General features: G+C 41.7%; 11 protein-coding genes and 1 pseudogene. 4 read left to right on the top strand and 8 right to left on the bottom strand.

What is annotated here, in order from left to right; all coding sequences use genetic code 11:
- Positions 1 to 3: 3 nt before the first annotated feature.
- The 3 genes from ACOYVE_RS13985 (at position 4) to ACOYVE_RS13975 (ending at position 4856) form a co-directional block, all read left to right on the top strand.
- Positions 4 to 699, top strand: a complete 696-nt coding sequence (locus ACOYVE_RS13985) for a rhomboid family intramembrane serine protease (RefSeq protein ID WP_014855158.1) — start codon at positions 4 to 6, stop codon at positions 697 to 699.
- Positions 700 to 713: 14 nt separating this feature from the next.
- Positions 714 to 1541: an SDH family Clp fold serine proteinase gene (locus tag ACOYVE_RS13980; RefSeq protein ID WP_014855159.1), complete on the top strand. Its 828-nt coding sequence runs from the start codon at positions 714 to 716 to the stop codon at positions 1539 to 1541.
- 63 nt (positions 1542 to 1604) lie between these two features.
- Positions 1605 to 4856: a S41 family peptidase gene (locus ACOYVE_RS13975; protein ID WP_422882463.1), complete on the top strand. Its 3252-nt coding sequence runs from the start codon at positions 1605 to 1607 to the stop codon at positions 4854 to 4856.
- Positions 4857 to 4871: 15 nt separating this feature from the next.
- Here the strand turns inward: ACOYVE_RS13975 and ACOYVE_RS13970 are convergent, their stop codons facing one another.
- The 5 genes and pseudogenes from ACOYVE_RS13970 to ACOYVE_RS13950 form a co-directional block, all read right to left on the bottom strand.
- On the bottom strand, positions 4872 to 7973 hold the full coding sequence (locus ACOYVE_RS13970) for an efflux RND transporter permease subunit (protein WP_422882462.1): 3102 nt from the start codon (positions 7971 to 7973) through the stop codon (positions 4872 to 4874).
- Between the two features lie 9 nt (positions 7974 to 7982).
- Entirely contained in the window at positions 7983 to 9089 is a 1107-nt protein-coding gene (locus ACOYVE_RS13965) for an efflux RND transporter periplasmic adaptor subunit (RefSeq protein ID WP_422882460.1), read from the bottom strand.
- 17 nt (positions 9090 to 9106) lie between these two features.
- Positions 9107 to 10420, bottom strand: a pseudogene (locus ACOYVE_RS13960) (TolC family protein).
- Positions 10421 to 10585: 165 nt separating this feature from the next.
- Entirely contained in the window at positions 10586 to 12877 is a 2292-nt protein-coding gene (locus ACOYVE_RS13955) for a TonB-dependent receptor (RefSeq protein ID WP_422882458.1), read from the bottom strand.
- A 13-nt stretch (positions 12878 to 12890) separates the two neighbouring features.
- Positions 12891 to 13475: a TetR/AcrR family transcriptional regulator gene (locus ACOYVE_RS13950; protein ID WP_422882456.1), complete on the bottom strand. Its 585-nt coding sequence runs from the start codon at positions 13473 to 13475 to the stop codon at positions 12891 to 12893.
- Between the two features lie 145 nt (positions 13476 to 13620).
- On the opposite strand from ACOYVE_RS13950, the gene ACOYVE_RS13945 reads away from it, so the two are divergent.
- The gene (locus tag ACOYVE_RS13945) at positions 13621 to 14223 is read left to right on the top strand and encodes a TetR/AcrR family transcriptional regulator (RefSeq protein WP_422882455.1); all 603 of its coding nucleotides are present in this window, start codon (positions 13621 to 13623) and stop codon (positions 14221 to 14223) included.
- On the opposite strand, the gene ACOYVE_RS13940 is transcribed toward ACOYVE_RS13945, so the two are convergent.
- Genes ACOYVE_RS13940 through ACOYVE_RS13930 form a run of 3 tightly spaced genes read right to left on the bottom strand, consistent with a single transcriptional unit; the run spans position 14220 to position 15472 of the window.
- Positions 14220 to 14525, bottom strand: coding sequence for a thioredoxin family protein (locus ACOYVE_RS13940; RefSeq protein ID WP_422882454.1), 306 nt, complete (start codon positions 14523 to 14525; stop codon positions 14220 to 14222). The genes ACOYVE_RS13945 and ACOYVE_RS13940 overlap by 4 nt on opposite strands.
- A gap of 18 nt (positions 14526 to 14543) precedes the next feature.
- Positions 14544 to 15053 carry a hypothetical protein gene (locus tag ACOYVE_RS13935; protein ID WP_422882452.1) on the bottom strand — a complete coding sequence of 170 codons (510 nt, stop codon included), beginning with the start codon at positions 15051 to 15053 and terminating at the stop codon, positions 14544 to 14546.
- A gap of 5 nt (positions 15054 to 15058) precedes the next feature.
- Complete coding sequence (locus ACOYVE_RS13930; RefSeq protein WP_422882553.1) at positions 15059 to 15472, bottom strand: hypothetical protein; 414 nt, start codon at positions 15470 to 15472, stop codon at positions 15059 to 15061.
- Positions 15473 to 15511 lie beyond the last annotated feature (39 nt).

Below are 15511 nucleotides of genomic sequence, written 5' to 3'. Positions count from 1 at the left end.
CAAATGATTCCGATATCGGACAATATTCCTTCAAGGCATTTTCCCGTAATTAACTGGACGTTAATAGCTCTAAACATAATAATTTTCTTCTTTACGTTGAGCTTAGGAAAAGACGCCGAAATATTTGTAAAACTCTTCGGGGTTGTACCGTATCGCTTTATTAATGATTTTGATATATACGAAATTTCCACGATATATACATCTATGTTTTTACACGGGGGCTGGGCGCATATTTTCAGCAATATGCTGGCGCTTTACATTTTCGGAGATAATGTAGAAGACCGACTCGGTTCTTTTCGTTATTTAATTTTTTATTTGTTGACGGGTACGGCGGCGGCTCTTCTTCATATATATTTAAATCAGGATTCCGTCATACCGACGGTAGGCGCAAGCGGCGCCATAAGCGGCGTAATGGCGGCATATATATTTCTTTATCCCCGCGCCAAAGTTATTACCCTATTCCCGATTTTATTTATACCATTTTTTATTGACATACCCGCGCTCGTCTATACAGGCGTCTGGTTCATAACTCAATTCTTCAGCGGATTGCTGTCGATCGTTTCGAACACCGCCGCTTTCGGCGGCGTGGCTTACTGGGCGCATGTGGGAGGATTTGTAGCCGGAGCCGTACTGTTGCCCTTTATGCTAAGAAACAGGAAAAAAAGAAGAACTTATATTGACGAATTTTATCCATGGTAAGAAAGGAGGAGTAAATGGATTTCCTTGCTCTCTTTTGGTTATTTATAATAATATCTTCAATTCAGCCCTTGATAAGAAAAAAGATGCTCGACTCGGCGCGCATTAAGCTGCTCGAATTAATTGAGAAGAAACGTGGGAGTCGCGTTATTGCGCTCATACATCGCCAGGAAACATTGAGCATGCTCGGTTTCCCTCTTATGAAATATATCGACATCAACGATTCCGAACAAATACTGCGCGCAATAAAATTAACCGACAAAGACGTTCCGATCGACATAATACTTCATACTCCGGGAGGACTTGTGCTTGCCACAGAACAGATTGCAAACGCCCTCAAAAAGCACCACGCAAAAGTGACTGTATTCATACCCCACTACGCCATGTCCGGCGGAACAATGATTGCTCTTGCCGCCGACGAAATTGTAATGGATGAAAATGCGGTGCTCGGTCCGCTCGATCCTCAAATCGGAACCAAACCGGCAGCGTCGATTTTGAGCATATTGAATAAAAAGCCGATCGATAAAATCGACGACGAAACCTTAATACTGGCGGACGTTTCCCAGAAAGCGATTAATCAGGTCAAAAATGTTATTCTCCGATTGATCGAAGGCAAAATTAATAACGCCGAAGAAGTCGCAGAAAAATTATCCTCGGGAATTTGGACTCACGACTATCCGATTACCGTGGACGAAGCCATTAACCTGGGTCTGCCCGTATCTACCGAAATGCCAAACGAAGTTTATCAACTAATGGCTCTCTATCCCCAGACAGCTCAGAGACGCCCGTCGGTGGAATACATTCCTCTGCCCAGGACAAAGGGCGAAAGGACTTCGGAAGAATAAATCCCCGGAGACATTTTCAATTTGACACGTCTAATGTGTCACACTCAATAATAAAGAGGCAATATGAAAAAGATCACTTTAACATTATTTTTAATGTGCGTTTTCTCAATGGCTGCTCAAGCTCAGGTGGACGCGCGCATGTTTCAAAATCCCGACGTATCGGAGACGCAAATCGTCTTTTCTTACGGCGATGATTTATGGGTTGTCGATAAGAACGGCGGCATAGCCCACAAATTAACTTCCCCGAAAGGAATGGAAATGTTCCCGAGATTTTCACCCGACGGCAAATCAATCGCTTTTATTGCCAATTATTTCGGCAACATCGACATTTTTATAATTCCCGCAACGGGAGGCACGCCGGAGAGAATTACAAATCACGGGTATACCGACCGTTTGATCGATTGGTATCCCGACGGTAAAAATTTGATTTTTGCCTCGATGATGAACAGCGGAAGGGAACGATTTAATCAATTTTTCAAAGTAAGTAAAGAAGGCGGCTTGCCCGAGCAACTTCCGATACCCTACGGCGAAATGGCGTCGGTTTCTCCCGACGGTAAAAAAATCGCTTATACTCCCCGTACTCGAGCATTCCGTACATGGAAAAGATACCGGGGAGGAATGAACGCCGACATCTGGATATTCGACCTCGAAAAGAAAACCGCGGAATTGATTATAGAAGGAGACTCGAACGATGAATTCCCTATGTGGCGAGGCGACAAAATTTATTTCCTTTCCGACAGAGGCAGCGAAAAGAGATTCAACATTTGGCAATACGACATTCCTACAAAGGCGCTAAAACAAATCACCAAATTCAAGGATTTCGACATTCATTTTCCCGCGCTCGGCAAAGACGAAATCGTATTTGAAGCCGGCGGCGCAATCTACCTGTTAAACCTGAATGACGAATCAACAAGAGAAATAAAAATCAAAGTCGTCACCGACAATATTACTCTTTTACCCAAAGAAGAAAACGTATCGAAATATCTGAGCAACGGCGACATTTCGCCTGACGGGAACAGAGTTCTTCTGGAAGCGCGGGGCGAAATCTTTTCGGCGCCTGTAAAAGAAGGCGTTACTTATAATCTTTCCAATTCTTCCGCCTCGGCCGAAAGATATCCCGCTTGGTCCCCAAACGGCAAATACGCAGCATACTGGAGCGATATAAACGGAGAGTATAACCTTACGATCTATGATTTTGAGAATCCGGGGAAAACCAAAATTCTGACTGACTTCGAAGACGGCTATCGTTATAATATTTATTGGTCGCCCGACAGCAAAAAAATGGCTTTTATCGACAAAGCCATGCAGATTCATATCTATGACATGGAAAAAAACAAAACCGTCATAGTTGACAAATGCAATTACCTCTATCAGGGAGGACTCGATAATTTCAAAGTAAATTGGTCGCCCGACAGCAAATGGCTGGCGTATGCAAAAGATATGACCAATCGCAGCAGCGCTCTGTTTTTATTTAATCTGGACAATGAGAAATCGCAACAATTAACTTCGGGTTTCTATTCGGATTTCAATCCCGTATTCGATCCGGAGGGGAAATACCTTTTCTTTATGACCAACAGGGAACTGAACCCGATATACTCCGACCTCGACAACACATGGATTTATTCCAACACTACAAAACTGGCAGTAGCGACTCTTTCGAAGAATACAAAATCTTTAATGGCAGCAAAGAACGATACGACCGCAATTAAAAAAGAAGAAACGGATAAAAAAGACAAAGAAAAGGACGACAAGAAGAAAGACGATAAAAAAGATGAAAAGTCGAAAGACGTAAAAATAGACCTTGCCGATTTCGAAAACAGAGTTGAGCTTTTGCCCGTCGAAGCAGGCAATTTTGCCGAGATAGCCGCCGTTAAAGGGAAACTGATATTCCATCGTTTTCCCAATACGGGCTCCTCTTCAAAGAACAAACCTCTGAAATATCTCGATCTGGAATCGATGAAAGAAAAAGATATAGTCGACGATGCGGACGGTTTCAAAGTGAGCGCCGACGGAAATAAAATACTGGTTGTTAAAGACAGAGCCGTCTACGTAATCGACTCAAAAGAAAACCAGAAACTAAGCGATCGCGTTTCCACGGACAACCTCGTTATGAATATTGCGCCTAAAGAAGAATGGAAGCAAATATTCAACGACGTTTGGAGATTCGAACGCGACTTCTTCTACGATCCCAATATGCACGGCGTCGACTGGAAAAAGATGAAGGAGCGTTACGGTAAATTAATCGACAATTGCATTACCAGAGGAGACGTAAATTATGTTATCGGCGAATTGATCTCCGAATTGAACGCCTCGCACACATACCGCGGCGGCGGCGATATCGACTATCCCGAATCGAAAGACGTCGGCTATCTGGGCATCGATTGGACGGTGGATAACGGCAGATTTAAGATAAAGAAAATAATCGAAGGCGCCCCCTGGGATGCTGAGACGCGTTCGCCCCTGAGCCAACCAGCTTTGAATGTAAAAGCGGGAGATTATATCCTTGCCGTTAACGGCGTTGAACTCGACACAAAAAAAGCGCCCTGGGAAGCCTTTACAGGACTAGCAAATAAAACCGTAGAACTCACCGTTAACGACAAGCCGACATTTGAAGGCGCCAGGAAAATTTATGTAAAAACCCTTTCCGCCGAAAATCGACTCCGGCATCTCGCATGGATTGAATCGAATCGCAAATACGTCGATCAAAAAACAAACGGCAAAGTCGGTTATATCTACGTTCCGAATACAGGCATCGAAGGTCAAACCGAACTTGTCCGCCAATTCATGGCGCAATTCGATAAAGACGGACTGATAATCGACGAACGCTTTAACAGCGGCGGACAAATACCCGACAGGTTTATAGAATTACTCAACAGAAAGCCGTTGGCATTTTGGGCGGTGCGCGACGGGAAAAATTGGAAGTGGCCTCCCATAGCGCACTTCGGTCCGAAAGTTATGTTAATCAACGGCTGGAGCGGTTCGGGCGGCGACGCATTCCCCGATTATTTCCGCAAAGCTGGCTTGGGTCCTTTGGTCGGAACTCGCACCTGGGGCGGATTGATCGGAATTACAGGCGCGCCCAGACTGATTGACGGCGGAATTGTAACCGTTCCTACTTTCAGGATGTACGACCCGGACGGCAAATGGTTCAGAGAAGGTCACGGCGTCGACCCGGACTACGAAGTTATTGACGATCCGGCATTACTGTCGAAAGGGATCGACCCTCAACTCGATAAAGCTATCGAAGTGATTACGGATTTAATAAAGAAAAATCCCGCGCAATTCCCTAAACAACCGCCGTACGAAAAAAGATAATTTTAAAAGGGCTGCTTAACCGGCAGCCCTTTTTCTTAGTTTATTCTTTATTTTTTCGCCCATTCTTTCGAACACAATATAAAGCACCGGTATTACAATCAAAGTAAGAAGCGTTGTCGTTAACAGTCCTCCGATTACCGCTCTTGCCAACGGAGACCAGGTCTCGGCGCCGGAACCAAGTTCGATTGCGAGAGGAACCATTCCCAATATGGTTGTCATAGCAGTCATCAATACGGGACGCATTCTTGTTTTACCCGCTTCTTCAACCGCTTCAAATAATTCCAACCCCTCCTTTCGCAACTGATTTATGTAATCCACCAATACAATTCCGTTATTGACCGCAATACCTACAAGCATAACAATTCCCACCAATGCCATAACGCTTAATGTCGTCCCTGTAATTGCCAGAAAAAGTATGACTCCTATAATCGACAACGGCACGGTAAACATAATAATTAACGGATCCACGAAAGATTCGAATAAAGACGCCATAATCATATATACGAGTAAAATTGCCGCAATAAATGCGAGTCCCAAATAAAAGAACGCTTCCTGCTGGTCTTCGGCCGTACCGCCGATAATAACCTGATATTCCGACGGGATAGGAGTGCGCTGAATAATATCGTTAATTTTAGCTACTGCCGTAGAAAGATCGATGCCGGAGAGAGCGCATCCCACAGAGACGAATCTGCTTTGATTTTCCCTGAATATTGTAGGAGTCGATTCTTCTTCGGTAATTTCCGCCACGTCTTTTAATTTGATTCTGCCGCCGGTCGGTAGGACTATTTCCATATTCTCAAGAGCGTCCTTCTTTTTGCGATATTTCTTGTCGTATTGAACGTAGATATCGTATTCGTCGCCTTTTTCGCGGTATATTGCAGCTACTCTTCCTTGAATAGCCGTCGATATATTGCCTGCGACCATCAGATTTGTCAATCCGAAATCATTCAGAATTTCTTTGTTCAAATGAACCTGCAGTTCGGGCGTGGTCTCTTTTGTATTCAAAGCGATATCTACAAGTCCTTCAATTTTTTCCATTTCAGATTTTATCTGATTTGCAATTGCTTTTGCGCCGTCAATATCGAACCCGATTATTTTCACTTCGATGTCTTTTTCGGTAGTAAAAGATCCGCCTTGTTGGAAAGCATAAGTTATGCCCGGAATTTCGTCGAATTTTTCTCTCAATTTGTCCTCGATTTCGAATTGGGATATCTTTCTTTCTTCGACGGGTTTTAATCTCACAAAGAGCTCAATCGTACTGGCGGTAGTGCCGAAAGCCCCGATGCCTTCGCGGGTTCCGAAAAAGAGCGATACTGATTCCAGATCTTCCGGGGCAACGGTTTCTTTAATTATTTGTTCAATATTGTGCGCATATCTCCTAGTAATTTCTATTGGGGTTCCGGACGGAGATTCAATCAAAACATTAATCAAAGCTTCATCGCTTCTGGGCAGAAATTCTCCGCCCAACAATCCGGAAATGGAAAGCGATAAAACAAATAAAAAGGTTACCGCAGCCAAAACGGTTTTCCTATGACTAATCGACCAATGAAGCCACCCTTTATATTTCGCCGACAATTTTTCCAGCATTACGCCTACTTTATCTTTCCAGCGGCTCCATTTACCTTTTGGAGAGGAATCAATCTTTACCTTTAATAATTGAGAGGACATTAACGGAACCAGCGTTAATGCCACAAGCAGAGAGACCACCAAACTGAACGTAATTGTCAGAACCATATCCTTAAACAGTTGCCCGGTAATATTCGGAACGAACAGGACGGGAAGAAAGACGCTTATGGTAGTAAGAGTTGAGGCTGTGATTGCAATGCCTACTTCTTTAGCGCCGAGTTCCGCGGAGGTTTCGGCGTCTTTGCCCAATTCTCTGTGACGGTAAATATTCTCCAGCACCACAATTGAATTATCCACGAGCATTCCCACAGCCAGAGCCAGTCCCGCCATCGAAATGATATTCAATGTCAGGTCGGCTGCATACATAACGGCAAATGTGGTTATAATCGACATGGGTATCGATATTCCCATTATTATGCTGCCGCGCAAGTTTCTCAGAAAGAAATAGATTACAATAAACGCCATTATGAAGGCAATAAAAGCTGTATTTCTGAGATTGTTGACCGCCCTCAAAATAAAATCCGACTGGTCCCACAAGACCGTAAATTTTGTTTCCTGAGGGAGGCGTTTCGTAATTTCGGGCAATGCTTCCGCAATTCGTCGGCTTGTGAGAACCGTATTTGCGTCGGATTGTTTATAAATCATAACCATAACGCCTTCGGTATAGTCCGAACGCACTTCCGTGGCGTTTTCTTTATAGCCGTCAATAACGTTCGCAACGTCTTTTACATAAACCGGCGTTCCGTTTTTGTACGTTATTATTGTATTTTTTATCTGATCGATCGAAGTGTATTCGCTGAATACTCTCAAGTTATAACTTTTATTTTCCGTTTCAATATTTCCCGCAGGCTGCAAACCGCTGCTCGTTTGAATCGCCATTAAAACTTCATTCGGCGATAAATTGTATGCCGATAAATTAACCGGATTCATATTGACATTAATCTGCCTGCGCAGACCTCCCTGAGTAACGACGGACGCCACGCCTTCCACTCTTTCGAGCAACGGCTCTATTACATCTTCAGAAAGTCTTCGGAGTTCTGCCGGACCGAGATAAGGCGAACTGATATTTATAAAACTTACCGGCATCATCGAAGGATCGAAAACAAAAACGAGAGGTTCTTCCGCATCGTCGGGCAAATATTCTCTTATATAATCGAGATTCTTCCTGATGTCGTTTTCCGCTTTATCCATATCCGTACCGTACTTGAACTCGAGAGTTACTATGGAAGAGCCCTTGAAGGATTGCGAGCTGACTTTCTCTATATTTTTAACGGAAGAAACAGTCTCTTCGATAGGACGGGTAATTAAATTTTCTATATCTTCCGGACCCACGCCCGGATAGTTGGTAATTACGCCTGCTATCGGGAAAGTAATATTGGGAAAGAAATCGATTTTCAACTGAGAAAACGAGAAAAAACTGAAACCGATAATTACGCTGTAGATCATTACGAGCGTAACTTTCCTTTTAAGTGAAAATTTTGTCAACGTCATTTGAAGTCCTTATTTAATTACATTAACTTTTTGACCGTCTTTAACAATATTCTGCCCTACAACAATTATCGTATCCCCTACGGACAATCCTTCCGTTATTTCGGCTCTGCCCGATTCTTCAATTCCTTTCGTAACTTCTTTTAATTTTGCCATTCCGTTTTCCACAATAAAGACAAAATACTTCTTAACAGTATTTTGCAAACCCGTTTCAAGGTTGGTTTGAACGATTGTCTGAGGCAACAAAGCGGACTGCGGTACGGTTATAGCATTCTCTTTCTTTTCGACCTCGATATTGATTTCGGCAAACATTCCCGATTTTATTTCTCCTGAGCCGTTGTTCAGTTCCACCTCCGCTTCGATATTTTTGGACAATTTATCCAGCGCATAGTCGATACTCGTAACTTTCCCCTGGTATACTTTATCGGCAAGGACGGGGACGGAGATCAATACAGGTTGACCTAATTTAACCCGATATATATCGCTGCCCGTTACGAATACTTTCGATTTCATTTTATCTGGACCTATAACTCTTGCCAGTAGTTGTCCTGCGCCTACCATCTGGTTTCTTTCTACATATACTGAAGCGACTATGCCGTCGACAGGCGATTTTATATAACAAAATTGCAATTGTTCTTCGGCAAGTTTTGCTTGCGCTTCGGCTTGTTCCAGCATTAGTTTGGAGTTCTTATAGGTCGTTTTAATCTGGTCGTATTGTTGAGACGAAATTGCGTTTTCTTCATAGAGTTTATTTTGTCGTTCAAATTCCTTCTCGGTTAATTCAAGTTGGGCTTTTGCCGAATTCAGTGCGGCCATTGCGGCATTATAATTTTGTTTATGAATATTGTCGTTCAGTCTAATCAGCAAGTCGCCCTTTCTAACCTTCTGTCCGGGTTTTACTATAATCTCCTCGACGGTTTCGTTCACTTTACTTATCAAAACGGCGTCGTCTTTTGATTCGAGAGTGCCGGTAACTTTTATATAACTCGATATCGATGACGGCTTTGCAATATAGACTTTCACCGGAACGGTTTTTTCTTCTGCAATTTGTTCATCCTGAGTGCAACTTACTCCGGCGAACAATATAATTGCAGCAAATAATAATGATAGATATTTCATTTCATCTCCGAACTAATTTAGTTTAATATCTTGGTAAGAATTCCAGTCGATTTCAAAATCGACATTTGACTCATATTGTACTTGTAAATGCCTTCGAGATATTCAGTTTTACTCTTGCTGTAGAGCAATTGAGCGTTCAATACGTCGAGCTGGTTGGACATTCCTTGTGAATAAAGCAGCCTGGCAATACGCAGCGATTCACGGGCGTGTTCCAATGCGTCTTGAAGATTTTTCAGATTTTTTTCCGATTCTAAAAAATTTTAATAGCTTTGCTCCACGTCCAATTCTACGGCGTACTCGGTCTGCTTTTTCATAATTTCAATTTTATCGGAATTTATCTTTGCAATCTGCCAGTCGATTATTCGCCTGCCCCCTTCGAAAAGCGGAACGTCTACAGTCAGCACAATCGACTTGGAACGGATATAATCTCTCCATTGAACTTTCGAGTTTTCCATTGGCGCGGCGTGATCGACGCTGGCTGCAAGAGATACGACAGGACTGAATTTACTCAAAGCAAGCTTTTCTCCCGTCGAACTCGCATCGGACTGATAATTTACGATTTTCAGTTCGGTACGATTTTCATTAGACAGCGATTTCAAATTTTCGAGCGAAATATCCTCCAATTCACCCAGAACATTTTTAATTTCGAGAGTGTCGCTGATTACCAGTGAATCGTCGAGCGAGATATTCAAAAGACTTTTCAGGCGTTGTTTGGAAAGTTTGTAATTGGTCGTTGCAGATTCCAGCGCGGGCAATGTCGAAGAATACTGGGAACGGGCTCTTTGCAAATCAAGTTCGGTGGCGGCGCCGGCATTATAAAATTTCTTTACCTGTTCCAGATTTTCGTAAGCAACTTTAACCGCCTCTTGCGCGGTATTAATCAGTTCTTTGGCGAGTACAATAGAATAGTATGTAGCCACGGCGTCATAGACAACCGATTCTTCTTTCCCCTTCAGCTCTTCTTTCAAGGACTTCCTAAGTGTTTTTTGCAAGTCGTAATTAAACCATCTGGCTCCCCCCGTAAACAATGGCAGCGAAGCTACAATCGAATGTTGAAAATTGTAAGGCGTGCCTACCGTGAATCTTTGCCCCATAAAGACAAAGACAGGCAATTCGACGTTGCGCTGAAATATTCCCTGATAGTTCAACGAAGGCAGAAAGTTGGATAACGATTTCCATGTTTCCAGTTTCCGGATATTATAGTCGAGTCTTTTGCTACGAAGTTCCAAACTGTTTTCTTTTGTAATTTCGACTACATCTTTCCAGCTCAAATAGACGATATTTTTCTCGCCCTGCGCAAATAAAACGTCAGCCGATAAAAAGCTCACCATTAATCCTACGACAAGGCATATTGCTCTTTTCATTCGTTTCTCCCGTTTAATAGGAAATTTAAATTCGCAAAATTAGACGAATCACAATATGAATAGTTCGCATAAATTGACCAAATGGTCATTCAAAAATATCCACTCACTTAATAAATAGCAAGTATTGTTCAATTAAAATTCATACTCTATGCCGAATATTGGCAGAAGACCCCATTGCTGAACCGGTTTCTGCTTTTTTTCATATTGATGCCAGAAATACGACGCTATATTTTTCCGATTGTAAGCGTTCCATACGCTAACATAAAGCGTCATGTTCGAATTTCGGAAGAAAAATCTTTTATCTATCCTTAAATTCAAGGAATGATAATCCGGAAGTCTCTCCATATTTATTCGCTCCTCGTCCAGTACGCCTCTGTTCAGATTAACTGATTTTTCGATATCAAAGGGAGTATACGGCGTCCCTCCGGCATAAATCCATCTCATACTAAACTGCCAATCGTTACCGAGTTTGTAACCTCCTTCGATATTAAAAATTATCCGGTTATCATACACTCTGTTCCTCCAATTTCCTTTAGAATCTCGATATTGAGACAAGGAATATGAGAAACCGGCAATCCCGTAAAAATCAGAAGACATCTTCTTCTGAAGCGTAATTTCGATTCCTCTTGATCTGGCAACTCCGTTGCTTTTCAGATTTTCATGCCCGTATATATTTCCGTCCCTGTAATAAAATTCATCGATTAAGAACAAATCTTTCTGTGAAGGGTCTAACGGCATATTTTCATATTTCTTAAGATACAACTCCGCGGTTATCTTAGTATCTTCAGTAATAAGATATTCAACTCCAGCCGTATAATGATATGCTTTCGGGTCATCCAGGCTCTTTGTTTGTTCATTTTGAACCAGCAATATCTCCGGCAAATTTTGATAATATATACCCGTAGATAAATTTAATTTTGTTCTATCATTCAAATCATACGAAAGATGGAATCGGGGTGATAAATTACATTTTTGATTGTACTGAAAATAATCGCCTCGCACGCCAAAATTTACCCTCAAATTACGCAGCAAATTAGTTGTATACTTAAAAAACACTCCCAATTTAGTTGTATTCAACTTTCGAGATATATTCATTGCCGGAGTGGCGTTTCCCACGGCGTCAATGTATTCCCCGTAAAAATTCTCATATGTATCAAACAAATACTTTAAGTCGGTTCCAAATTCTATACTCGTATTATCATTAATGTTATAATGATTGACATTTCTCAATTTTACAAACCGATTAAAGGCGTTATTCTTTCTTAACAATTGGTCGGTGCCGGTTTCGAAAAAAATTTCGTCGAATTTTGCGCCCGTAAAGGAAAAAGACGTCAAGGAATATCCGTTTTTACCCCAAATCGAAAGCCATGTTAATCCTGCTGTTCCTTCGTAAACATCCTGATTGCCGTAGGTTAACATATCGTTATCGATGGCAGTCTGTTTGTCCGGAGAATTATGATCGTCGCCGAATATTCCAATAAAGGAGATCTTATTTGATGCGTTCAGGTCATAAACAATTTTTGTTTGTAAGTCGCCGTACCTCGGGACGACGCTTGTACCCATATCAATAGTTTTTATTAAAAAGTCCAAGTAGCTTCTTCTCAGAGAAAAGATCCACGATCCTTTGCCGTCGTTCAATGGACCTTCTATAACGCCGCCAAACCCCGACCAATTCAGATCCAATTGAGCATCATATTCTTCCCTGTTACCTTCCCTGAATTTTATATTCAACACCGAAGAGAGACGATCCCCGTAGGTGACATCGAAACCGCCGGCATAGAATGTGGCGTCTTCTATAAAATCCACATTAAGCAATCCGATCGGGCCGCTAGTAGTGCCGAATGTAGGGAAGTGATTTATATTGGGAATTTCAATATTATCCACATAGAATGCGTTTTCGGCAGGGCTTCCGCCTCTTACTATCAGCCCGTTGGATTGGTCGTTTACTTTAGCTACGCTCGGCAACGACATCATAATCCTGCTTATGTCTCCTGCAGAACCGGGAGCTCTACGAACTTCTTCGTAAGAAAAATTAATTGCGCTTATCGAATGTTCTTCGGTTTCCGTAAAATAGCCTCCGGCAACGACTACTTCTTCGGATTCCAAAGCAGCGCTTTCCAATTCTGCCGTAACCGTAATAATTCTGTTGGATTTAACAATAATATCTGTTTTTATAACGGGCTGATAGCCGATATATGAAAATTTTATCGAATGCGCACCCACCGGCGCATGTTCTATGCGATAGATACCGTTTTCGTCGGTTGCAGCCCCAATATTAGTTCCCATAATAATCACATTAGCTCCGATTAACGGTTCCTTTGAATTCCTGTCCACTACCGAACCCGTAATAATCCCGTATCTCTCTTCCTGCGCGCTGACACTTATAGTTCTCAGGAACAGCAACAATAAAATAATTTTTTTCATACTTTCGCCTCTTCTATTTAAGTCTGTTTTTACTTATAAATTTGCTTACTAGGGAAATCACGAACTCTTTTCTGTTTTCTTCAATGTAGTAATCAACACCCGAATAAGTTTTCATTAGACCGGGAAACAGAATGACGTTAAATAAAGCGCCAAATATCTGGGTAAGCGTGAGTTTAAGCTGTTTGTTCTCTATTCCAGGATAATTGTCAATTATCAATTTGTGAAGTTTTGTAAAAAATAAATTGAGCCTTTTGACAGCCGCCGACTTGTAGTTATTATTTACAAACGGCTCAAAAAAATGAGCTTTGGTAATATTCGGATAATTCAGAGAGCCGTCGAACCATTCAAGTAATATTTTTGTCAGCGCCTCCTCCAAAGTCGATTTGGCATTAAATTCCTCAATTGGATCCTTGAAAGCATTGTCGAGAGTTTTATCTAGCGCCAGTTGTATCAGTTTTTTTTGACTTCCGAAATAATAATTCACCGCCGCCACGTTGACTCCTGCTTTGGCTGCAATTTTCCTTGTCGTTACCTTATTCATGCCCTCCGCTTCAATAACTTCTATTGTTGAATTAATGATGTTCTCTTTTATATCCATGGGCGTTTCCAAACATTTGTTTTAAATAGTTGTTTAAATATAGTCCGGCAGTTAGAAAAAGTCAAATAAGTTGTATCCATTTTCATATTGTATTCGAGCGGGAAATAGAATATATTTTTGGTTGGAATATCGGTCAGTTTAAAAAATGCCCAGAACAAAGGAACAAAACGAACAGATACGAGCCAGGACGAAACAACTGATTATCGACAAAGCTCTGGCTCTCTTTTCCGAGAAAGGTTTTGCCGCCACGACAGTAGACGACATCGCCGGATCAGCCGGCATATCGAAAGGCCTCATTTATAATTATTTTGACAGCAAAGAAGCAATTCTCGACACTATCTGGAGCGAGGTTTATAAAATTGCTGAGACTATCGATGCGGAATTAAAGAATTTAAAAAGCCCGTACGACAAAATCAGATATTTCATAAACTTCACATTCGATTTCCTCGTAAAGAACGAAAACTTCTGGAAATTGTACGTTTCGATTGCCCTTCAGCCCAACATGCTGAAAAAAACCGAACATATTACTTTCGAAATTTCCCGCAAAATGATGCCAAAGGCTTTTGAAATTTTTAAGGAAGCCGGTTTCAAAAATCCGGCGGAAGAAGCTTACTTTTTCAGTACATCACTGGACGGAATCGCCCTCAATTATTTCTTCGACAAAAAGAATTTCCCGCTTGATAAAATGCATAAATTTCTACTCGACTATTATTCCGAAAAGTCGATACGCAAAAGGAACCGGAACTAAAAGTAGAGGTTATATATCCGCCCTATTTTGTCGCCCAATTCGTCGAGCCCGACAAATCTTGACATTCTAAAACTTTCTTTCCCGTCGGCGAATAATATTAACGTAGGAACGGCAAAGACGTTAAATTGAGCAGCCAACTCCCTATCGTTCGAAACATCGACATAGAGAAATTTCACTTCGGGATACCGGGTTCCGAGCAGTTCCTTCACTTTTGGTTTCAATGTCTTGCAAACATTACAATCCGGCGCGCTGAAGTAACCAAGCGTCAAGCCGTTTTTGTCAATCGATTTAATTTCTTCCATTTTCTCGCTCTTCTAAAATCAGGATTTTATATACGTGCCAATATCCGCTTCCCTGTAGTAGAGGGGTTCGCCGTGATAAAGAATTATTTCTCCAAGATTTAAATATCCCGTTTCCCCGCCTAGCCTTTCACATTCCGCCGACGGCTCAATTCTATCATAACGTTTTACGTTTATAATAAAGCAGATATGATTTGTGCGAATATTATTAATATATCTTTCAAGTTTTTTATTGCATTTAAATCTCAGATAGCTTTTTACGCCGTTTTCCGTATTGATCGCGGCATTCAAATATTTGGCATGATTGCTTTGAGAATAACCGATTACAGTAGTGTCGAACAGCACTCTTTTTCCGAGATAATTATCCGGCTCCGCTTCACCGTAGACCAATTCGTGAAACTGAAGAGCTGCAAATTTTGAGATCTGCTTCTCGCCGTTCGTCCGGTTCATTTCCTGTGTGTTGAACAATGAAAGCATAAATAACAGAACGACCAGAAGCGGCAATGAATATTTTCTTATTACAAAACTCATTACAGTTACGCCCCTATTTTAAAACGAATCCGCAGCGCTCCGTCCTGATGACTTGTGGAAACGATTCGAAAACTTTTTATTTCGCTCGTGGAATTTACGTGAACTCCGCTGCAAGGGCAGGCGTCATAATCGCCTATTTTAATAATTCTAATAGTATCGCCTGCCTCCTCGGGCAAACGTTCCAGATTGAATTTGTTCTCGGCTTCTTTCCTCGTCATAAAATCTTCTTTTACGGGCAGATCGTCTCTAATTAACTGATTTATAATTTCTTCTATTTTTCTTATTTCTTCTTCGGTTAAATTTCTGTCGAACTTATAGTCGCACTTTGACTTTTTCTTTTCGATGTGAGCGCTGAAAGCTCTGCCGCAATTATAAATCTTATTCATCGTCCCGTTCAAAAGATGCTCCGCCGTATGCATCGGCGGATAATATTCTTTTGGATTTTCGTTATACAAAAC

Source organism: Melioribacter sp. (assembly GCF_049325435.1).
In the GTDB taxonomy this organism is placed as follows: domain Bacteria; phylum Bacteroidota; class Ignavibacteria; order Ignavibacteriales; family Melioribacteraceae; genus Melioribacter; species Melioribacter roseus.
The sequence above is the reverse complement of the archived record's forward strand: the minus strand, read 5'-3'. Positions and strand labels throughout refer to the sequence as shown.